Origin of the sequence: Trabulsiella guamensis ATCC 49490 (assembly GCF_000734965.1) — a bacterium.
GTDB lineage: Bacteria > Pseudomonadota > Gammaproteobacteria > Enterobacterales > Enterobacteriaceae > Trabulsiella > Trabulsiella guamensis.
The window spans coordinates 29,234-49,740 of the sequence record NZ_JMTB01000074.1; the positions used below are offsets into that span (position 1 = coordinate 29,234).

Genomic DNA, 20,507 nt, shown 5'->3' on the forward strand with positions numbered 1-20,507 from the left:
AGTCAGAGACGCAATATCTGAGCCAGACGTTCAGTCACGTCATCAGGGTTTTCCCGGTGCGCGTTGTGTCCGGCGTTATGAATCAGAAAGCAAGGCACGGCCAGTTCTTCGGCAATCGCCCGAAATTTGCTGTCGTGCTCACCACATAAGTACCAGAAAGGATAGTCGCGCTGACGTAATGCCGGACGTAAATCATCCTGCACCGCCAGCGACGTTGCCTGCAGCATCGCAGCCAGCGCCACACCATCATTTTGTGCGCGAAGCGCCACCAGCACCTCACGCTGTTCTGGTGACAGGGTGGCGAAAACCGGCTGCAGATACCAGTCGTGAAACAACTGGCGCAGCGGCTCAGTGCGGAAACGCGCGGCCCAGGTATTATCGGAACGCAGGCGTTCCATCCGCGCTTCCGGTTGTTGCAGGCCGGGATGTCCGCCCTCAACAATGATGCCCGCCAGCCCCGTCACACCCGGCTGACTGGCATAGTCCATTGCAATGCGGCCGCCGAGCGAATATCCCACCAGCCAGAAATTTAGTATGTTGTAACTAACAAGCGTAGCATGAAGCAGTTCGCGGACGTCAGCGAAATCCCGCGCGGTCATCGCAGCCGAACCGCCATGGCCCGGGAGATCAACGTACAAGCGCGAATAGTCGCTCAGCCGCTCGCCCACTTCCTGCCATTCACGGCCATCGCCGGAAAAACCATGCAGGAACACCAGCCACGGACGCGACGGTTCACCCCGACGGGCGATGGCATGCAGAGTCATAGTGTGCTGACCTGCGCCAGCAGTTGTTGCAGCGTTTGCGTGCCATCCGTATCGTTGACTACCAGCTCGATAACGGTAGTCACCGGCGCCCCCCAGGCTTCCTCGAGCGCAACTTCCAGCGCTTCCCAGTTTTGCGGACAGTGGTAGCGCAGCCCAAACATGGCGGCGGCATGCTCAAAGCGGATGTTCTGCGGCATACTGTAGAAACGCTCACGTGCCTCTGGCGGCGTCGGCAGCAGAGAGAAAATCTGCCCGCCGTTGTTATTGACGATAATCAGCACCAGCGGCGCGGAAGTCTGCCGCAGCAACGACAGCGCGTTGAGATCGTAGAGCGCGGAAAGATCACCGATGATGGCCAGCGTCGGTCTGGCACTCGCGCGCTGAACGCCTGCCGCTGTGGAAATCAGTCCGTCGATCCCACTGGCGCCGCGGTTGCTGTACACCGGATAGCCGGCCGGAAGCTGGCCCAGCGCGTCAATCAGACGCACCACCAGGCTGTTGCCAACAAACAGTTGCCCTTGATCCGGCAGATAGTTGCTGATGCGGTGCGCCAGTTGTGCTTCGCCAAACAGGTCGCGTGTTGCCACGACCGCGTCCCAGGCCAGCGCCGACAGACGCGGGATGTCCATGCTCCAGGGCGTGCGATTTTTTGCCGGGTGCAGTTCCAGCCAGCGCTCAACGCTGCTGACCAGACGGCGCCCGCGATGATGTGCCGGATCAAGCCGTCCGGTGAGGTTATCGATCAGCCAGTATTCCTGCGGTTCGCAGGTTTGCTGCCACTGCAGCAGGCGTTTGCCGGTCAGGCTACTGCCAAGCTGCACCACGATTTGCGCCTTCGCCAGTTCTGCCACGGCGCGGGCATTGCCGAGCCAGAGATCGGCACAGGGTAATGGCTGCCCCGTTTGCGACAGCACGTCGCTAATCAGCGGCCAGCCAAGCGTTTTCGCCCATTCTGCCACCAGTTTCCCTTCGACAGCGCTCATCCGCCCGGCGACTACTACGCCGCGCTTCTGCCGCCAGAAAAACCAGTCGAGCTGCTTCTGGCTTTCCAGTTGAATATCTTCACGTAGCCAGGGTTTGTCGCTTTGCCACCAGTCACCCAGCTGTTGTTGCCAGTCGAGGCCTGTTTCATCCAGCTCGCCGTACAGTGGTTCCGCAAACGGGCAATTGATATGCACACCGCCCGCGTGTTGCTGGCCGAGAGCGTTATCAAGGGTGGATACCAGCCAACGCGCCGGGATATCCTGGCTCGGACGCGGTAGCGAGAGGGTTTGCGTCGGATGTGACGCGAACATGCCCGGCTGACGAATCGCCTGATTCGCGCCGCAGTCAATCAGCTCGGGCGGGCGATCCGCGGTCAGCAGGATCAGTTTTTCCCCGGTCAGACCTGCTTCAATCAACGCCGGATAGAGATTCGCCACCGCCGTGCCGGAGGTGACAATCACGGCCACCGGCTGTTTACTGACCTTCGCCAGCCCAAGCGCCAGATGCCCAAGGCCGCGTTCGTCAAAATGAGTGTGATGAATGAGTGAGCGGTTTTCTGCCGCTGCCAGCGTGAGTGGCGTCGACCGCGAGCCAGGCGCGATGCAGACGTGCTGCACGCCGTGGCGAGTTAATGCTTCCAGGATCACCGCCGCCCAGCGTCGGTTAAATGCGCTTACTGACATGAGTTTGTCCGGTATCAATATTGCGACTCAGTATAGATAATACGGAAGGATGGGTTTTTGATATGAGTCGTCTCAATGATTATTCAATCAAATAGTAACGTCCGCAAACCAGCCGCTTTATTATCGATTTCCTGCCATTCCTGTTCCGGGTCGGAACCGCTCACGATGCCGGCGCCGGCATATAAGCGTAACGTTTTACCATCAACTTTAGCCGAGCGCAGCGCCACGCAAAACTCGCTTTGCTGACGAGACAGATAACCTGCCGACCCGGCGTACCATCCCCGGGTAAAAGGCTCATGCTGTTCGATCCAGGCGCGGGCCGGAGTGCGGGGCAAACCTGCGACAGCGGCGGTGGGTTGCAATAAATGCAGGCAAAGCTCGTCGTCCGCTTGCGCCAGTTCTGTCCAGATGCAACGCCGCAAATGCTGCACTTTGCGCAGCGTGACCACTTGCGGCGGGAGCACTTCCAGTGTCTGCACCGCCGTTTGTAAGCGCTGGCAAATATCTTCCACCACCAGCATATTTTCACGCTGGTTTTTATCGTCCTTCATCAGCCAGTCGGCGAGTAGTTGCGCCTGCGCCTCGTCAGGATGACTCGCCACCGTCCCCGCCAGCGCTTCGGTGCGGAGCAGTTTGCCACGACGACGCCATAACCGCTCGGGCGAAGATCCGAGGAAAGCGTGACCGGCATCAAAAGCCTGATAGAAATGATAGCAGCGCAGATTCAGACGACGGCTGGCGGCCATGATCGCCCCGGCATTGAGGGCGTCGGTAAACGTGAGATCGGTAGCTCTGGCGAGCACGACTTTGTCCAGCGCGCCGCTGCCGATGGTGGCGATAGCATCGCTGACCAGTTGTATCCAGTGAGGATGATCGGGATGGTGCCGTTCCGCCTGCAAGGTCACCTGCAACTGCGGCAGGAGTTTCCCCTCTTTCAGGGAAGCAAAAAATTCACGCGCCCGCGTCGCATCGTCGCGCAATGAACGATCGCTGTATAGCACCAGCCGCAGTGAAGCGTTTCCGGCATTACGCCGCCACTCCAGACGCGGCAGAAACAACGCACCCTGCTGCGGGTTAAACGCATTCATACCACAAATACGTAAATCGTCGGGGAGTTCCGGCTCCTGCAAAAAACGGCTGGCCCCGGCGAGCGAGGTGAAGGATTTCACCGCCCCCAGCGCCGCGATTTCGTCATCGCCATTACGCTGTTGCCAGTAAAACTGCGGCCAGCAGTGCTGACTGCAGAGCCAGGAGAGCGGATCGAAAGAATCATTCAGCGGGAAGGCGACATCGACAATATGCACGCCAGGCGAATCCGGAAAATCCGCGGCTAAGGCAGCCTGCAGATTCTCCAGTGCAGCAGATATGGATTGCACGCGAACCTCCCCGAAACTAAAAACCACATACTATACAGGGTACTACAGAAAAAGAGCAGTACCCCGAATTAGGGAGGTTCCGTCAGTTAGCGGCGAGCCAGTAGCAGACCTAACACCAGCCCGGCCGCAGCACCGACGCCAATTCCCTGCCAGGGTTTATCATGCACGTAATCATCGGCACGGTAAACGGCCTGTTTGGCGCGGTAATAGTAGGTGTCCGAAGCCTGGCTGACGCGGGTTTTCACGTCGTGCAGCGCCTGTTCAGCACGCGCTTTCAGCTCGATATACTTCTGGTCAGCCGGATCGCCAGAGGAGCGTAAGACTTCTTCCAGCGTTTCACTCAGCAGAGTCAGGTCGTCATCAATACGTGAATCATAAGAATGATAAGACATTACTTTTTCTCCCATTTTTAGAGCCTGTCCGCTAACTATAGTCAAAGTGACGCAACCTCGCGCGCCATGCCGATATGCGCAATGCCATCTTCATCATAGACATCGGTTACTGCGACAAAGCCAAAGTGACCATAAAAACGTTGTAAATGTGCCTGCGCGCCGAGATACAACGCCTTCTGCGGCCAGTACTGACGGCAGCTTTCCAGTGTTTTTTCCATCAGCTGATAACCGAGTTTTTCGCCCCGCGCGGCCGGACTGATGATGACGCGGCCAATAACCACCGGCTCCAGCTCGTCATCGCTTTTCAGAATCCTCGCATAAGCCACCAGTTGATCGCCTCGCCAGCCGAGAATATGTCGGTTTTCACCCACCAGATCTTCGCCATCGATGTCCTGATATGGGCACGTTTGTTCCACGACAAACACTTCACAGCGCAGTTGTAGCAGCGCATAAAGTTGTGAAACGGAAAGTTGGGAATGATGAAGATCCTGCCACTGAATCATGTTGTGCTCCGTTATACTGTGTACTTTCGTGAATGCGGTAATGGGGAAACGGTTTTGGAATTGATATTTCTGGGGACATCCGCCGGCGTGCCGACCCGTACCCGTAATATGACGTCGATAATACTGAATTTGCAACAGCCTACAGTGGCAGAGACCTGGCTTTTTGACTGCGGCGAAGGCACGCAGCATCAGTTTCTGAAAACGGATCTGCATCCTGGCAAACTGAATAAAATCTTTATTACGCACCTGCATGGCGATCATCTGTTTGGCTTGCCCGGTCTGTTATGCAGCCGCTCAATGCAGGGGAATTCGCTACCGTTAACGCTGTACGGCCCCAAAGGGCTAAAAGAGTTTGTCGAGGTGGCGCTACGGCTCAGCGGGTCATGGACCGACTACCCGTTAACTGTTGAAGAAATCTCCTCAGGCCTTGTGTTTGATGATCAGCACTACAAAGTGACGGCATACCCGCTTAACCATCCGCTGGAATGTTATGGCTATCGGATTGAGGAACACGACAAACCCGGTACGCTAGATGCCGCGGCACTGATCGAAGACGACGTGCCCCCCGGTCCGCTGTTCCAGTTGCTTAAGCAGGGCCAGACGGTGACGCTGGAAGACGGTCGCATTATCGACGGCAATCGGTACCTCGGCCCCGCCACTCCCGGCCGGAAGCTGGCGATTTTTGGCGATACCGCCCCTTGCCCGGCGGCGCTGGATTTGGCGTGCGGGGTCGATTTGATGGTGCATGAGGCGACACTCGAAGCGGCGATGGAGGAGAAAGCTAATAGCCGCGGGCACTCCTCCACACTTCAGGCTGCCGCCCTGGCGGAAGCGGCTGGCGTTAAACGGCTGGTCATCACCCACGTCAGCTCGCGCTACGACGCCGAAGGGTGCCAGCGTTTACTTGACGAATCCCGGTCACGCTTCGCTAATACACTGCTGGCGGAAGACTTTATGACAATTTCGCTTTAATGCGTAAAAGGCGCTGCACTTTTATCCGCGTATGCCGATAACTCAGGAGTAGAGCATTTTCCTTTCTTCTGAGGGCACGATGGATAATTTCCAGAAAGATATCGATGACAGGGCGAATCTCACCCTGTCTAACCGCTTTGAGCTGTTGCTGTTTCGTCTCGGTGAAACCGTGCAAGGTGAAAAATCAGAACTGTTTGGCATCAACGTTTTCAAGCTGCGCGAAATCGTCCCTATGCCCGCCTACACCAAACCCGCCGGTATTAAGCATCCTGTACTGGGAATGGTGAACATCCGCGATCAAATTATTCCGGTCATCGACCTGCCGTCGGTGGCTGGCTGCAAGCCCGTCAACGGGCTCAACATTTTATTGATTACCGAATATGCGCGCAGCGTACAGGCGTTTGCGGTGGAATCGGTTGAAAACATTATTCGCCTCGACTGGACGCAGATCCACACGGCGGAAAAAGCGGTTAACGGCCAGTACATCACCAGCATCGCCTGTCTGGATGACGACAAAGACAGCAACAATCTGGCGATGGTGATCGACGTTGAACAGATCCTGTATGACATCGTCCCTGCCGATCATGATCTTCACGCGACGCACCTCGAGGCGCCAAAACTGAAGATCAAACCGGGTGCGACGGCAATTGTTGCTGAAGACTCCAAAGTGGCGCGCGCGATGCTCGAAAAAGGGCTGAAAGCGATGGATATCCCGGCGCAGATGCACGTGACCGGTAAAGAAGCATGGGAAAAAATCGAGAAGCTGGCGGAAGAAGCACAGACAGCAGGCATACCGATCTCTGATAAAATCGCGCTGGTGCTGACCGACCTCGAAATGCCGGAAATGGACGGTTTTACCTTAACGCGCAAAATCAAAACCGATGAGCGACTGAAGCATATTCCGGTAGTGATCCATTCGTCGCTGTCAGGCAATGCCAACGAAGACCATATCCGTAAAGTGCGCGCCGATGGCTACGTTGCGAAATTTGAGATCAACGAATTGTCGTCAGTGATTGAGGAAGTGCTTGAGCGAGCTGACCAGAAAACTGGCGGGCCGTTGATCAGTCGTCGGCAAATCGCGTAATCAAATCCCCCATTAAAAAACCCGCCGAAGCGGGTTTTTTTGTTTTTACAGCATCGGCATCGCCAGCTGGACAATGCTAATGAGCGGTTGCGGCCAGACGCCCAGGATCAGCACCAGCAGCGCGGAGATCAGCACCACGATCCCCCCGGCGCTGTACTGCCAGTTGGTCGGCGCATCGCGATTCAGTTGCTGCGGCGCGCTCAGATACAGACTCACCGCGACGCGCAGGTAATAGTAGAGACCGATTGCTGAACCAATCACCACTGCCGCCGTCAGCCACCACAGGTGCGCATTCACACCCACTGCCAGCACATAGAATTTACCGATAAAGCCGAGCGTCATCGGGATCCCCGCCAGTGACAGCATCATCACCGTCATTACCGCCGACAGAATCGGACGGTGCCAGAACAGACCACGGTAGGAGAACAGAGAATCTGCATCCGGGCCACGGTATGGGCTGGACATCAGGCTCACCACGCCAAACGCGCCGAGGCTACTGAACAAATAACCGGCCAGATAAACACCAACCGTTTCCATTGACATCTCGCCACTGTGCAGCGCAATCAGCGCCACCAGCAGGTAGCCGAGATGAGAGATGGAGGAGTAACCGAGCAGACGTTTGATGTTAGTCTGACTCAGCGCCATCAGATTACCGAAGATGATAGAGGCGAAGGCGATAATGCCCAGCACTACGCGAACGGCTTCGCTGTCGCCGACCGGCATATACAGGAACAGACGCATCACCACACCAAAAATAGCTATCTTGCTGGCAGTTGCCAGGAAGGTAGAGACTGGCGCAGGCGCCCCCTGATACACGTCTGGCGTCCACAGGTGGAACGGCACCAGCGACAGTTTGAAGCCGAGACCCACGATCATCATGCCCAGACCCGCCAGCAGCAGCGGCTCATGCAGCGCGTTGTCCGCCAGACTTTTACCGAGCGCCACGAACGACAGGTTGCCGGAATTGGCATACACCAGCGCCATACCGAACAGCAGGAATGACGACGCTGCGGCGGAGAGGATGGTGTATTTGATGCTCGCTTCCAGAGATCGTTTCTGGCGGAATGCGTAGCCAATCAGGCCGAACAGCGGCAAAGAGATCAGTTCAATACCAAGGAACAGCGCTGCCAGATGGTTCGCGTTCGCCAGCAGGATCCCCCCCAGCGCCGCAATCAGCACCAGCAGGTAGAACTCTTCTTTGTTGTCGGTGTAGCCTTCAAGCCACGGATAGGCAAAGGTACAGGTGGCGAGGCTCGCCAGCAGCACCAGACCGGTGTAGAGCATGGCATAGCCATCAACGCGCATCAGCGGCGTGACGTCCATGGCTCCGGCCTGTCCAACGTACCAGAGCGACACGAGCGCGACGTTCAGCCCAATGACTGACAGCGTGGCATTGAGAAAATGGTTGCGTCGCCACGCAATGGAGAGCATCACAACCACCACCGTCAAGCCGACGATCAGCAGCGGTAGCAGCGCGATCAGTTGTTGTGGAGTTATTGTCATGGCGATTTACGGCCTTGTAGTAGAAACAGAATTAACAAACCACTGCTGGATATTGCCCATTGCAGAGTGCGAAGTATCCAGAATTGGCTGCGGGTAAAAGCCCAACAGCACCAGCAGCACGACCAGCAACAGGATGATAAACAGCTCGCGCAGCGACATCCCCGGCAGTTCTTGTGCCGCAATCTCACTTTTCGCTTTACCGAAGTAAGCGCGATGCAGCATCGCCAGTGAGTAAACGGACGCAAAGACCAGACCGAACGTTGAAATCACGGTAATGACCGGCACTACATGGAAGCTGCCGAACAGGATCATGAATTCGCCGACGAAGTTCCCGGTACCCGGCATACCCAGCGTCGCCACAGCAAAGAACAGTGACAGCGCCGGCAGCCATTTAATTTTGCTCCACAGACCGCCCATCATGCGCATGTCACGCGTGTGCAGACGTTCATACAACTGACCGCAGATGATGAACAGACCCGCCGCAGACAGACCGTGCGCAATCATCTGGATCACCGCACCCTGGTAGGCCAACTGGCTACCGGTATAGATTGCAATCAGCACGAAGCCCATGTGCGAGACAGAGGTGTAGGCAATCAGACGCTTGATGTCTGTCTGAGCGAAGGCCATCCATGCGCCGTAGAAAATGCCAATCACACCCAGCCACATGGCAATCGGCGCGAACTCGGCAGAAGCGTTTGGGAACAGCGGCAGCGAGAAGCGCAGCAGACCGTAAGCCGCGGTTTTCAGCAAAATCCCCGCAAGGTCAACAGAACCGGCAGTCGGTGCCTGAGAGTGCGCGTCAGGCAACCAGCCATGCAGCGGTACCACCGGCATTTTCACCGCAAAGGCGATGAAGAAACCGAGCATCAGCAGGTATTCCACGCCGTGAGACATCGGCGTTTTCAGTAAGTCTTCGTAGCTGAACGTCCAGATGCCGGTAGCGTTGTAGTGCACAAACACCAGCGCCAGAATGGCAATCAGCATCACCAGACCGCTCGCCTGGGTGTAGATGAAGAACTTGGTTGCCGCCGTGATACGCGTTTTACCGTCTGACGCTTTGTGACCCCACAGCGCAATCAGGAAGTACATCGGCACCAGCATCATTTCCCAGAAGAAGAAGAACAGGAACATGTCGATGGCAAGAAACACGCCGATAACGCCGCCCAGGATCCACATCAGGTTGAGGTGGAAAAAGCCCTGGTATTTCTCGATTTCACGCCAGGAACAGAGTACCGCCAGCACACCGAGCAGACCGGTCAGCACCACCATCAGCAGCGACAAACCGTCAATAGCCAGATGGATGTTGATGCCGAAGCGCGGGATCCACGGCAGGATATATTCAGACTGCCACTGAGGAATTCCGGCGGATTGCGTCAGAGAGTAGCCGCCCTGCAACCAGAGTTGCAGGCCTAGCGCCAGCGTCAGTCCCATCGTGATCAGCGCGATCCAGCGTGGCACCTTCACACCGAAGCGTTCGGTCTGCCAGCAGAGGAAGCCGCCGATAAACGGGATTAAAATTAACCAAGGTAATAACATAGCTGCGTATGTCCCTTATATTCTAAATTCAGTACTTGAAATCAACGCAATACCATCAACAGCGCCAATACCACCACGGCGCCGATGCTCATGGATGCGACATACCAGCGCAGATAACCGTTCTCGCTGAACAGCAGACCTTTACCTGCAAAGCGGGACAGAATTGCCGGAATGTTCATCAGCGCATTCAGCGGATCGCGCTTCAGCAGCCATGCAATGCCGAGGAATGGCTTCACAAAGACTTTGTCATACAGCCAGTCGAAGCCCCACGCATTGAACCACCAGGTTCCCAGCAGACGACCCGGCCCGCTGTTCGCAACGGCAGTAACCAGCGTGCGTTGACCCAGCCACAGCCAGGCGGCGATCAGAATGCCCGCAATTGCTACCACGCCGGAGGTGATTTCCAGAGTCATGACGCGGCCATGTTCCAGTTCCGTCGTCTGTGGCAGCACACCCGCCAGCGGCGGCACAATCATTGCGCCAACGAAGGTGGAGAGGATCAGCAGCACAATCAGCGGCAGATGATGGGTAACCCCCTTCCCTGCGTGCGCGTGGATCTGCTCTTTGCCGTGGAAGACAATGAAGATCATACGGAAGGTATAGAGTGAGGTCATAAACGCCCCGACCAGACCTGCCACCATCAGATTGATATGACCGTTCGCCAACGCACCGGCAAGGATTTCGTCCTTACTGAAGAAGCCCGCGGTGATAAGCGGCAGCGCAGCCAGCGCGGCGCCCCCCACCAGGAAGCAGACATACACCAGCGGAATCGACTTACGCAGGCCACCCATTTTGAAGATGTTCTGTTCGTGATGACAGGCGAGGATCACCGAGCCCGACGACAGGAACAGCAGCGCTTTGAAGAACGCGTGAGTCATCAGGTGGAAAATGGCTGCATCCCACGCCTGCACGCCCAGCGCCAGGAACATGTAGCCGATCTGGCTCATGGTGGAATAGGCCAACACGCGTTTGATGTCGGTTTGCACCAGCGCCGCAAAACCTGCCAGCACCAGCGTGACCGCACCAACGATGCCGACCAGATGCAGAATTTCCGGCGTCATCAGGAACAGGCCGTGTGTACGGGCAATCAGGTAAACGCCCGCGGTCACCATGGTCGCGGCGTGGATCAGCGCGGAGACAGGCGTCGGGCCCGCCATCGCGTCAGCAAGCCAGGTCTGCAACGGCAGCTGGGCGGATTTACCGACCGCGCCACCGAGCAGCATCAGCGTGGCCCACATCAACATGTTGTTACCGTTAGCAAAGTGCGCCGGTGCCAGTTCGACCATCTCGCGGAAATTCAGGGTGCCCAGCTCGTTGTAGAGAATGAACAGCGCGAACGCGAGGAAAACGTCACCCACACGGGTCACAACGAAGGCTTTAATCGCCGCCGCACCGTTCTTCGGATCGGTGTAGTAGAAACCGATCAGCAGGTAAGAGCACAGACCCACCCCTTCCCAGCCGAGATACATAAGCAGCAGGTTGTCGGCCAGTACCAGTACCACCATGCTGGCGATGAACAGGTTGGTGTACGCGAAGAAACGGGAGTACCCCTCTTCACCACGCATATACCAGGAGGCGAACATGTGGATCAGGAAGCCCACACCGGTGACAACAGACAGCATGGTCAGCGACAGACCATCCAGCACCAGGTTGAAGCCGATGTTGAAGTCACCGACTGACATCCAGGTCCACAGCGGGACACTGAACGCCTGCTGGCCATTATTGAAGAAATCAACGCCAACAAACGCGGTGACCAGCGCCGCCAGGCCAATCGAACCCACACCGACCGTGGCGGACAGGTTTTCCGACCAGCGGCCACGGGTGAAAGCCAGCAGCACAAAGCCAATCAATGGCAAAATTATGGTTAAGGCAAGCATGTTCATCCACGCAACTCACTTACTGAATCGATGTTCAGATTCTGGCGGCGACGATGGAGCTGCAGCAGCAGCGCCAGGCCAATACTCGCTTCCGCAGCCGCAAGGCTAATCGCGAGGATATACATCACCTGACCGTCGGTCTGGCCCCAGTAGCTGCCGGCAACCACAAATGCCAGCGCGGCGGCGTTAATCATGATTTCCAGGCTAATCAGCATAAACAGCAGATTGCGGCGGATAACCAGACCGGTAAGACCGAGAACAAACAGGATCGCGGCGAGGATCAGTCCATGTGTTAAGGGGATCATGCGTGTTCCTCCGTTTTTCTTTTCGCGCGGTCATCGGTGCGGTTGCTCAGCACTTCACCGGCGCGATCTTCACGCCCAACGTGGAAGGCGACAACCAGACCCGCCAGCAGCAGCATAGACGCCAGCTCAACCGCCAGTACGTACGGTCCGAACAGCGTAATGCCGACGGCTTTCGCGCTGATGGCATTGCCATCGATGCCCTGATCGTTAAGGCCGAGAATGGCGTACACGATCACTGCCAGCAGTACCGCTGACAGAATAGCCGGGCCAATCCAGATTTGCGGCTGCAGCCATTTGCGTTCCTGGTCGATTTCTGAGCCGCCCAGGTTGAGCATCATCACCACGAAAACGAACAGCACCATGATGGCCCCGGCATAGACGATGATTTCCAGCGCACCAGCGAAGTAAGCGCCCAGCGAAAAGAACACCCCGGAGATCGCCAGCAGCGAAATAATCAGGTACAGCAACGCATGCACCGGATTGGTGTGGGTAATCACCCTCAGGGTAGCCAGGATGGCGATAAGGCCACAGATATAAAAAGCGAATTCCATTGCCCCTCTCCTTACGGTAACAGGCTCTTGACGTCGATAGGTTTGGCTTCGTTTTCCGCCTCGCCCTTATCTTTGCCGTCGATTGCCATACCCGCCATCCGGTAGAAGTTATATTCCGGGTATTTGCCCGGACCGGAAATCAGCAGATCCTCTTTCTCGTACACCAGATCCTGACGCTTGTATTCGCCCAGCTCAAAGTCCGGGGTCAACTGAATCGCCGTGGTCGGGCACGCTTCTTCACACAGACCGCAGAAAATGCAGCGTGAGAAGTTAATGCGGAAAAATTCCGGATACCAGCGGCCATCTTTGGTCTCTGCTTTTTGCAGAGAGATACAGCCTACCGGGCACGCTACCGCACACAGGTTACAGGCAACGCAGCGCTCGGAACCGTCCGGGTCGCGCGTCAGTACAATGCGTCCGCGATAACGTGGCGCCAGATAAACCGGCTCCTCGGGATACATGCGCGTTTCGCGTTTGGCGAACGCATGCAGGCCGATCATCCAGATACTGCGAACCTGGGTGCCGAAGCCTACCAATAATTCTTTTAAGGTCATGGTCTTTTCACCCCTTATTGCGCCTGCCAGAGAATGACAGCCGCCGTTACCAACAAGTTGATCAGCGTCAGCGGCAGGCAGACTTTCCAGCCGAAGGACATTACCTGGTCATAACGCGGACGCGGCAATGATGCGCGGATCAAAATGAACATCATCATGAAGAATGCGGTTTTCAGCGCAAACCAGATGAACGGAGGTAAGAACGGACCATTCCAGCCGCCGAAGAACAGCGTGACGATCAGTGCGGACACGGTGACGATGCCGATATATTCACCCACGAAGAACAGACCGAACTTCATGCCGGAATATTCAATGTGGTAACCGTCCGCCAGCTCCTGCTCGGCTTCCGGCTGATCAAACGGGTGACGGTGACATACTGCCACACCCGCGATAGCGAAAGTCACAAAGCCAAAGAACTGCGGGATGATGTTCCACAGGTGCGCCTGGTTATTGACGATATCAGTCATATTGAATGACCCCGCCTGCGCCACCACGCCCATCAGTGACAGACCGAGGAACACTTCATAGCTCAGCGTCTGCGCAGAAGCACGCATCGCGCCCAGCAGCGAGTATTTGTTGTTACTCGACCAGCCGGCAAACAGCACAGCGTACACCGCCAGGCCTGCCATCATCAGGAAGAACAGGATACCGATGTTGAGATCAGCCACTACCCAGCTCGGGCTGACCGGAACAATCGCAAAGGCCAGCAGCAGTGAGGTGAAGGCAATCATCGGCGCCAGCGTGAAGATCACGCGGTCCGAGAAGCGCGGCGTCCAGTCCTCTTTGAAGAACATCTTGATCATGTCCGCCACCAGCTGGAGTGAACCACCCCAGCCAACACGGTTCGGTCCATAACGGTTCTGGAACAGGCCGAGCAAACGACGCTCGCCGAAGCTCATGAACGCGCCGCAGGTAACCACCACCAGCAGAATGACAACCGCTTTCAGGACGCTTAACAGAATGTCGATAACATCCGGTGTTAACCAACTCATGCTTTGGCCTCCTGCAGATTGTCAATTCGCGCCCCGGTCAGTACCGGCGCAATGCCCGGCATGCCCATCGGTAATCCTACCTGCCCTGCCGTCAGCCCTTCGGAAAGGACGACCGGCAGACGAATAGTCTGACCTTCATAGCTGAAAGCTACGGTCGCGCCCGAGTTCACGCCCAGTTTCGCGGCATCAGCCGGGTTGAGCTTGATGTACGGCTGCGGCATGCGGCTCTGGAAGACCGGTGAGCGCTGCGACAGTTCATCGCTGCCGAACAGATGGTAGTACGGCGCGATACGCCATTTACCCTCTTCCGCCTGGAAGCCCGCCGGTACGGTGGTGAAGTAATCAAGTCCGGTGTCGGAGGCTTCGATCAGACGCACGCCCGGATCGCCATGACGCAATTTGCCGCCCACCTCGTCCTGGAATTTGTTCCAGGCTTGCGGGGAGTTCCAGCCCGGCGCCCAGGCGAACGGAATTTGCGAACGCGGTGCAGATGGCTGGTTGTTCCCTTCCATTGAGAAGGCGAACATGGTGTCTTTATCCTGCGGCTGACGCGGTTCGTGAACGCTGATGTTCGCACGCATCGCCGTACGACCGCTGTAACGGTGCGGTTCACGCGCAAGTTTCTGACCGCGAATACGGAAGGTGGCGTCTGGCGCAGCATCTTTGATACCGGCGAACTGCGGCAGTTTTTCAATGACTGCGTCGATCACGTGGTCAAGCTGCGTCCAGTCGACTTCGCGGTTTTCCACCGTGCTGTGCAGCGAATGCAGCCAGCGCCAGCTTTCCAGCATCACGTTGCTGTTGTCGTAGTACGCCGGGTCATACACCTGGAAGAAGCGCTGTGCGCGGCCTTCGTTGTTGATGACCGTACCGTCGCTTTCGGCAAAGCTCGCGGCGGAAAGCACCAGATGCGCTTTTTCCATGATCGCGGTGCGCTGATGGTCAACCACCATCACCAACGGCGCTTTCGCCAGCGCAGCGTCAACGCGCGCAGCAGAAGCGTGGCGGTGGAGATCATTTTCCAGCACGATAACCGCGTCGGCAGCGCCGCTTTCCAGTTCATCAAGCGCAGCTTCCAGCGAGCCACCGTCCATCATGCCGAGACCGACGCTGTTAACCGCACGGGCAACCATCGTCACACCGACGTCGGCGCCACGGCCTTTCAGCGCTTTGGCAACGTTCGCTGCCGCCTGAAGCATTTCCGCGCTTCCGGCGTTCGTCCCGGAGATAATCAGTGGTTTTTTCGCGCCCGCCAGTGCCTGAACGATAACGTCCACTTTGCCTTTTAGATCATTGCTCAGACCGTCGACCGCCGGTGCGCTGTTGTCCAGTGCGTGGGCGATAGCGAAACCTAAGCGCGCCTGATCTTCGACCGGCGCGCGGTAGGTCCACGCAGCGATGTCGTCCAGACGGGTGTTATCAACGTTAGTGACAAACAGCGGATGTTTCGCACGCTGACCGATGTTAAGGATGGCCGCAATCTGCCAGTCAGCCACTTTTTGTGCCGCTGCCATTTCGCGCGCTTTGCCTTTCACCGCCTGGCGCACCGCCAGCGCAACGCGTGCGCCGGTCTGGGTGATGTCTTCGCCAAGCACCAGCACTGCATCGTAAGATTCAATCTCACGCAGCGACGGTGTATGAACGCCCGATTCGCGCAGCACTTTCAGCATCAGTTGCAGACGCGCCTGTTCACCTTTGGCGATACCGGTATAGAAGTTCTCCGCCCCAACCAGCTCACGCAATGCGAAGTTGCTTTCGATGCTGGCGCGCGGGGAGCCGATACCGATCACTTTCTTCGACTGACGCAGAATGTCTGCCGCGCCCTGCATCGCCTGTTCGGCGTTGAGGGTGATCAGATCATCGCCACGACGCTGCACCGGCTGACGCGGACGGTCTTTCAGGTTCACATAGCCGTAGCCAAAACGACCGCGGTCGCAGAGGAAGTAGTGGTTAACGGTACCGTTGTAACGGTTTTCGATGCGACGCAGTTCGCCGTAACGTTCACCCGGGCTGGTGTTACAGCCGATGGAGCACTGCTGGCAGATGCTTGGCGCAAACTGCATGTCCCATTTACGGTTGTAACGCTCGGAGTGCGTTTTATCGGTGAAGACGCCGGTCGGGCAGATTTCCACCAGGTTGCCTGAGAATTCGCTTTCCAGCGTACCGTCTTCCGGACGACCAAAGTAGACGTTGTCATGCGCGCCATAAACGCCCAGATCGCTGCCGTCCGCGTAATCTTTGTAGTAACGCACACAGCGGTAGCAGGCGATGCAACGGTTCATTTCGTGCGAAATGAACGGCCCCAAATCCTGATTGCGGTGGGTACGTTTGGTGAAACGGTAGCGACGGAAGCTGTGACCAGTCATGACGGTCATATCCTGCAGGTGGCAGTTGCCGCCCTCTTCACAGACCGGGCAATCGTGCGGGTGGTTGGTCATCAACCACTCGACCACGCTCTCGCGGAACTGTTTCGCTTCGTCGTCATCAATAGAGATAAAAGTGCCGTCAGATGCCGGTGTCATACAGGACATCACCAGGCGGCCACGCGTGTCTTCCGCGTTTTGATATTGCTTCACCGCACACTGGCGGCAAGCCCCAACGCTTCCCAGCGCCGGATGCCAGCAAAAGTAAGGAATATCAAGGCCAAGCGAGAGACAAGCCTGTAGCAGGTTGTCCGCCCCGTTCACCTCATATTCTTTGCCGTCTACATGGATCGTAGCCATTAGCATGCTTCCAAAATTAATAAAGCTTTGATTACCAGCGCGTCTTCAGCAGGTTCGGCTGGATCCCGTCAATCAGATGGGTATTGCTGAACTGCTGCCTGATGCCTGCTTCGAATTCGTCACGGAAATATTTGATAGCACTCTGCAACGGCTCAACCGCACCTGGCGCATGCGCACAGAAGGTTTTGCCCGGGCCGAGGAAGCGGCACAGTTGCTCAAGCGTTTCGATATCACCCGGCTGGCCTTCACCACGTTCGATAGCACGCAGGATCTTCACGCTCCACGGCAGGCCATCACGGCACGGCGTACACCAGCCACAGGACTCGCGTGCGAAGAACTCTTCCAGGTTGCGCACCAACGACACCATGTTGATCTCGTGGTCAACGGCCATCGCCAGCGCCGTACCCAGACGGCTGCCCGCTTTACCAATGCTTTCAAACTCCATTGGCAGGTCGAGGTGCGCCTCTGTCAGGAAGTCAGTTCCCGCGCCACCTGGCTGCCAGGCTTTAAATTTGAGGCCGTCACGCATGCCGCCCGCGTAGTCTTCGAGAATTTCACGCGCGGTGGTGCCAAACGGCAGTTCCCAGACACCCGGATTTTTCACGCGACCGGAGAAGCCCATCAGCTTGGTGCCAGCATCTTTGCTCTTCGAGATGTTCTGATACCATTCGACGCCGTTTTCCAGAATCGCCGGGACGTTACACAGCGTTTCAACGTTATTGACGCAGGTCGGCTTGCCCCATACGCCGGAGCTGGCCGGGAACGGCGGCTTAGAGCGTGGGTTTGCGCGACGACCTTCGAGGGAGTTAATCAGCGCAGTCTCTTCACCGCAGATATAACGCCCTGCCCCGGTGTGCACGAACAGTTCGAAGTCGAACCCGGTGCCGAGAATGTTTTTGCCAAGCAGACCCGCTTCGGTGGCTTCGGCAATCGCACGACGCAGGTTTGCCGCCGCTTCGATGTACTCGCCGCGCAGGAAGATGTAGCCACGGTACGCTTTCAGCGCAAAGGCGGAGATCAGCATGCCTTCCACCAGCAGGTGCGGCAGTTGCTCCATCAGCAGGCGGTCTTTATAGGTGCCCGGTTCCATTTCATCGGCATTACACAGCAGGTAACGGATGTTCATGGATTCGTCTTTCGGCATCAGGCTCCACTTAAGACCGGTGGAAAAACCCGCGCCGCCACGCCCTTTCAGGCCAGCGTCTTTTACCGCGTTGACGATCTCGTCCGGCGCCATACCTGCGAGCGCTTTACGCGCGCCGGCATAGCCGTTTTTGCTCTGATACTCATCCAGCCATACCGGCTGTTTGTCATCGCGCAGACGCCATGTCAGCGGATGCGTTTCAGGAGTCAAAATAATGTTTTTCATTATTTATACCGCTCCAGCAAGTCAGGGATGGCGTCCGGCGTCAGATGACTGTGCGTATCGTCGTCAATCATCATGGTCGGCCCTTTGTCGCAGTTACCCAGACAGCAGGTCGGCAGCAGGGTAAAGCGGCCATCAAAGGTGGTCTGGCCCGGGGTAATCTTCAGGTGTCGTTCAATAGCTGACTGAATGCCCTGATAACCCGTGATGTGGCACACTACACTGTCGCAATAGCGGATCACGTGACGACCCACCGGCTGACGGAAGATCTGGCTATAGAACGTCGCAACGCCTTCTACGTCGCTGGCCGGGATATCCAGCACCTCAGCAATCGCATAGATTGCGCCGTCTGGCACCCAACCACGCTGTTTCTGAACAATTTTCAGCGCTTCAATGGACGCCGCACGCGGGTCTTCGTAGTGGTGCTTCTCGTGCTCAATGGCCTCACGCTCTGCCGCACTCAGCTCAAAAGCCTCGGTTTGTGGTTGTTGATTCTCGTGCATAATTAGCGGTCCACATCTGACATAACAAAATCGATACTACCCAGATAGACAATTAAGTCAGAAACCAGACTGCCGCGGATCGCCGCCGGAATTTGCTGCAGGTGCGCAAAACTTGGCGTACGGATACGGGTGCGGTAGCTCATGGTGCTGCCGTCGCTGGTCAGGTAGTAACTGTTAATACCCTTGGTTGCCTCCACCATCTGGAAGGATTCGTTGGCCGGCATCACCGGACCCCACGAGACCTGCAGGAAGTGGGTAATCAGGGTTTCGATATGTTGCAGCGTGCGCTCTTTCGGCGGCGGCGTTGTCAGCGGGTGATCCGCTTTGAACGGGCCTTCCGGCATGTTATCGAGGCACTGCTGAAGAATGCGCAGGCTCTGGCGCAGCTCTTCGACTTTCAGCATCACGCGGGTATAGCAGTCGGAAATACCACCGCCCACCGGGACTTCAAAATCGAAGTTCTCGTAACCTGAGTATGGACGCCATTTACGTACGTCGAAACCAATCCCGGTCGCCCGCAGGCCAGCCCCTGTGGTGCCCCACTCCAGTGCTTCTTTCGCGTTATACGCGGCAACGCCCTGAGAACGCCCCTTAAGGATGGTGTTGCGCAGCGCGGCTTTCTCATAGGAATCCAGGCGCTTCGGCATCCACTCAAGGAATTCACGCAGCAGACGGTCCCAACCGCGCGGCAGGTCGTGCGCAACGCCGCCGATACGGAACCACGCCGGGTGCATACGGAAGCCGGTGATCGCTTCGACCAGATCATAAATCTTCTGGCGATCAGTAAAGGCGAAGAACACCGGCGTCATCGCCCCGACGTCCTGAATGAACGTGGAGATATACAGCAGGTGGCTGTTGATGCGGAACAACTCAGAGAGCATGACGCGGATAACGTTAACGCGATCCGGAACAGTGATCCCCGCCAGTTTTTCTACAGCCAGCACGTACGGCATTTCGTTGACGCAGCCGCCGAGATATTCGATACGGTCGGTGTACGGAATGTAGCTGTGCCAGGACTGACGTTCGCCCATCTTCTCGGCGCCACGGTGGTGATAACCGATGTCCGGAACGCAATCGACGATCTCTTCGCCATCAAGCTGCAGAATGATACGGAATGCACCATGCGCAGACGGGTGGTTCGGGCCGAGGTTGAGGAACATGAAGTCCTCGTTTTCGGTGCCACGCTTCATCCCCCACTCTTCCGGTTTGAAGGTCAGGGCTTCCATTTCTAGATCCTGCTTGGCTTTCGTCAGCTCAAACGGATCGAATTCGGTGGCGCGAGCCGGGTAATCTTTACGCAGCGGATGCCCTTCCCAGGTCAGCGGCATCATGATGCGGCGCAGATTCGGGTGGCCTTCAAAGGTGATGCCGAACATCTCCCAGGTTTCCCGCTCGTACCAGTTGGCGTTCGGGAAAAGTTTGGTGAAAGTGGGCACATGCAGATCGTTTTCAGATAGCGCCACCTTGAGCATGATGTCGCGGTTGCGGTCTACTGAAATCAGATGATAGAAAACGGAGAAATCCGCGGCAGGTAAACCTTCGCGGTGAGTACGCAGACGTTCGTCCATGCCGTGTAAGTCAAACAGCATGACGTAAGGTTTCGGCAGTTTCCTGAGGAAATCGCCCACTTCCAGCAGCTGTTCGCGTTTCACCCAGACAACGGGTACCCCGGTGCGGGTTGGCTGAACAGTAAAGGCATCCGGCCCAAAACGGTTGCGCAGTTCGCCGATGACAGGATCGTCAAGGTGATCCTGAGTTTGCCAGCCGGCAGCATCATGCGCGGTTAAATCGGTCATATTGTTCACCATTGCAAAAGGTCCGTGGTGACTGTCGAGCGTG

General features: G+C 56.8%; 18 protein-coding genes. 2 read left to right on the forward strand and 16 right to left on the reverse strand.

Going from position 1 to position 20,507, the window contains the following annotated elements:
- Window positions 1-2: 2 nt before the first annotated feature.
- From menH to GTGU_RS10690, 5 genes are all read right to left on the reverse strand, one after another.
- Complete coding sequence (gene menH / locus GTGU_RS10670; protein ID WP_038156588.1) at window positions 3-764, reverse strand: 2-succinyl-6-hydroxy-2,4-cyclohexadiene-1-carboxylate synthase; 762 nt, start codon at window positions 762-764, stop codon at window positions 3-5.
- Window positions 761-2,431 (reverse strand): 2-succinyl-5-enolpyruvyl-6-hydroxy-3-cyclohexene-1-carboxylic-acid synthase, encoded by a 1,671-nt coding sequence (gene menD, locus GTGU_RS10675; RefSeq protein WP_038156592.1) that lies wholly within the window; start codon window positions 2,429-2,431, stop codon window positions 761-763. Before menD ends, menH begins: the two co-directional genes overlap by 4 nt.
- Window positions 2,432-2,514: 83 nt before the next feature.
- The gene (gene menF / locus GTGU_RS10680; RefSeq protein ID WP_038156594.1) at window positions 2,515-3,807 is read right to left on the reverse strand and encodes an isochorismate synthase MenF; all 1,293 of its coding nucleotides are present in this window, start codon (window positions 3,805-3,807) and stop codon (window positions 2,515-2,517) included.
- A gap of 86 nt (window positions 3,808-3,893) precedes the next feature.
- Window positions 3,894-4,199: a stress response protein ElaB gene (gene elaB / locus GTGU_RS10685; RefSeq protein WP_038156703.1), complete on the reverse strand. Its 306-nt coding sequence runs from the start codon at window positions 4,197-4,199 to the stop codon at window positions 3,894-3,896.
- Window positions 4,200-4,240: 41 nt separating this feature from the next.
- Window positions 4,241-4,702, reverse strand: coding sequence for a GNAT family N-acetyltransferase (locus GTGU_RS10690; RefSeq protein WP_038156597.1), 462 nt, complete (start codon window positions 4,700-4,702; stop codon window positions 4,241-4,243).
- Between the two features lie 54 nt (window positions 4,703-4,756).
- On the opposite strand from GTGU_RS10690, the gene rnz reads away from it, so the two are divergent.
- Window positions 4,757-5,674, forward strand: a complete 918-nt coding sequence (gene rnz, locus GTGU_RS10695) for a ribonuclease Z (protein WP_038156705.1) — start codon at window positions 4,757-4,759, stop codon at window positions 5,672-5,674.
- 79 nt (window positions 5,675-5,753) lie between these two features.
- The gene (locus tag GTGU_RS10700) at window positions 5,754-6,758 is read left to right on the forward strand and encodes a chemotaxis protein (RefSeq protein ID WP_038156601.1); all 1,005 of its coding nucleotides are present in this window, start codon (window positions 5,754-5,756) and stop codon (window positions 6,756-6,758) included.
- Window positions 6,759-6,803: 45 nt separating this feature from the next.
- On the opposite strand, the gene nuoN is transcribed toward GTGU_RS10700, so the two are convergent.
- The 11 genes from nuoN to nuoC are packed head-to-tail and all read right to left on the reverse strand — an operon-like array spanning window position 6,804 to window position 20,476.
- Window positions 6,804-8,261, reverse strand: coding sequence for an NADH-quinone oxidoreductase subunit NuoN (gene nuoN, locus GTGU_RS10705; protein ID WP_038156602.1), 1,458 nt, complete (start codon window positions 8,259-8,261; stop codon window positions 6,804-6,806).
- A 6-nt stretch (window positions 8,262-8,267) separates the two neighbouring features.
- Window positions 8,268-9,797 carry an NADH-quinone oxidoreductase subunit M gene (gene nuoM / locus GTGU_RS10710; protein ID WP_038156605.1) on the reverse strand — a complete coding sequence of 510 codons (1,530 nt, stop codon included), beginning with the start codon at window positions 9,795-9,797 and terminating at the stop codon, window positions 8,268-8,270.
- 41 nt (window positions 9,798-9,838) lie between these two features.
- Entirely contained in the window at window positions 9,839-11,680 is a 1,842-nt protein-coding gene (nuoL, locus tag GTGU_RS10715) for an NADH-quinone oxidoreductase subunit L (protein WP_038156607.1), read from the reverse strand.
- The gene (nuoK, locus tag GTGU_RS10720) at window positions 11,677-11,979 is read right to left on the reverse strand and encodes an NADH-quinone oxidoreductase subunit NuoK (protein WP_038156609.1); all 303 of its coding nucleotides are present in this window, start codon (window positions 11,977-11,979) and stop codon (window positions 11,677-11,679) included. Before nuoK ends, nuoL begins: the two co-directional genes overlap by 4 nt.
- Window positions 11,976-12,530, reverse strand: coding sequence for an NADH-quinone oxidoreductase subunit J (gene nuoJ, locus GTGU_RS10725; protein ID WP_038156611.1), 555 nt, complete (start codon window positions 12,528-12,530; stop codon window positions 11,976-11,978). Before nuoJ ends, nuoK begins: the two co-directional genes overlap by 4 nt.
- Before the next feature lie 11 nt (window positions 12,531-12,541).
- Window positions 12,542-13,084: an NADH-quinone oxidoreductase subunit NuoI gene (gene nuoI, locus GTGU_RS10730; RefSeq protein WP_038156613.1), complete on the reverse strand. Its 543-nt coding sequence runs from the start codon at window positions 13,082-13,084 to the stop codon at window positions 12,542-12,544.
- A 14-nt stretch (window positions 13,085-13,098) separates the two neighbouring features.
- Complete coding sequence (nuoH, locus tag GTGU_RS10735) at window positions 13,099-14,076, reverse strand: NADH-quinone oxidoreductase subunit NuoH (protein ID WP_038156615.1); 978 nt, start codon at window positions 14,074-14,076, stop codon at window positions 13,099-13,101.
- Window positions 14,073-16,799 (reverse strand): NADH-quinone oxidoreductase subunit NuoG, encoded by a 2,727-nt coding sequence (nuoG, locus tag GTGU_RS10740; protein ID WP_038156617.1) that lies wholly within the window; start codon window positions 16,797-16,799, stop codon window positions 14,073-14,075. The genes nuoH and nuoG overlap by 4 nt, the downstream gene beginning before the upstream one ends.
- 31 nt (window positions 16,800-16,830) lie before the next feature.
- Window positions 16,831-18,168 carry an NADH-quinone oxidoreductase subunit NuoF gene (gene nuoF, locus GTGU_RS10745; RefSeq protein ID WP_038156619.1) on the reverse strand — a complete coding sequence of 446 codons (1,338 nt, stop codon included), beginning with the start codon at window positions 18,166-18,168 and terminating at the stop codon, window positions 16,831-16,833.
- Window positions 18,168-18,668 (reverse strand): NADH-quinone oxidoreductase subunit NuoE, encoded by a 501-nt coding sequence (gene nuoE, locus GTGU_RS10750; RefSeq protein ID WP_038156621.1) that lies wholly within the window; start codon window positions 18,666-18,668, stop codon window positions 18,168-18,170. The genes nuoF and nuoE overlap by 1 nt, the downstream gene beginning before the upstream one ends.
- 2 nt (window positions 18,669-18,670) lie before the next feature.
- A complete protein-coding gene (gene nuoC, locus GTGU_RS10755) occupies window positions 18,671-20,476 on the reverse strand; it encodes an NADH-quinone oxidoreductase subunit C/D (protein ID WP_156964127.1) in 1,806 nt (601 codons plus the stop codon).
- Between the last annotated feature and the right edge of the window lie 31 nt (window positions 20,477-20,507).

Excerpts from the sequence above, each read along its gene's own strand:
- menH (WP_038156588.1), bottom strand. The coding sequence starts at position 764 with ATGACTCTGCATGCCATCGCCCGTCGGGGTGAACCGTCGCGTCCGTGG.
- menD (WP_038156592.1), bottom strand. The coding sequence starts at position 2,431 with ATGTCAGTAAGCGCATTTAACCGACGCTGGGCGGCGGTGATCCTGGAA.
- elaB (WP_038156703.1), bottom strand. The coding sequence starts at position 4,199 with ATGTCTTATCATTCTTATGATTCACGTATTGATGACGACCTGACTCTG.
- GTGU_RS10690 (WP_038156597.1), bottom strand. The coding sequence starts at position 4,702 with ATGATTCAGTGGCAGGATCTTCATCATTCCCAACTTTCCGTTTCACAA.
- GTGU_RS10700 (WP_038156601.1), top strand. The coding sequence starts at position 5,754 with ATGGATAATTTCCAGAAAGATATCGATGACAGGGCGAATCTCACCCTG.
- nuoN (WP_038156602.1), bottom strand. The coding sequence starts at position 8,261 with ATGACAATAACTCCACAACAACTGATCGCGCTGCTACCGCTGCTGATC.
- nuoM (WP_038156605.1), bottom strand. The coding sequence starts at position 9,797 with ATGTTATTACCTTGGTTAATTTTAATCCCGTTTATCGGCGGCTTCCTC.
- nuoL (WP_038156607.1), bottom strand. The coding sequence starts at position 11,680 with ATGAACATGCTTGCCTTAACCATAATTTTGCCATTGATTGGCTTTGTG.
- nuoK (WP_038156609.1), bottom strand. The coding sequence starts at position 11,979 with ATGATCCCCTTAACACATGGACTGATCCTCGCCGCGATCCTGTTTGTT.
- nuoJ (WP_038156611.1), bottom strand. The coding sequence starts at position 12,530 with ATGGAATTCGCTTTTTATATCTGTGGCCTTATCGCCATCCTGGCTACC.
- nuoI (WP_038156613.1), bottom strand. The coding sequence starts at position 13,084 with ATGACCTTAAAAGAATTATTGGTAGGCTTCGGCACCCAGGTTCGCAGT.
- nuoH (WP_038156615.1), bottom strand. The coding sequence starts at position 14,076 with ATGAGTTGGTTAACACCGGATGTTATCGACATTCTGTTAAGCGTCCTG.
- nuoG (WP_038156617.1), bottom strand. The coding sequence starts at position 16,799 with ATGGCTACGATCCATGTAGACGGCAAAGAATATGAGGTGAACGGGGCG.
- nuoF (WP_038156619.1), bottom strand. The coding sequence starts at position 18,168 with ATGAAAAACATTATTTTGACTCCTGAAACGCATCCGCTGACATGGCGT.
- nuoE (WP_038156621.1), bottom strand. The coding sequence starts at position 18,668 with ATGCACGAGAATCAACAACCACAAACCGAGGCTTTTGAGCTGAGTGCG.
- nuoC (WP_156964127.1), bottom strand. The coding sequence starts at position 20,476 with ATGGTGAACAATATGACCGATTTAACCGCGCATGATGCTGCCGGCTGG.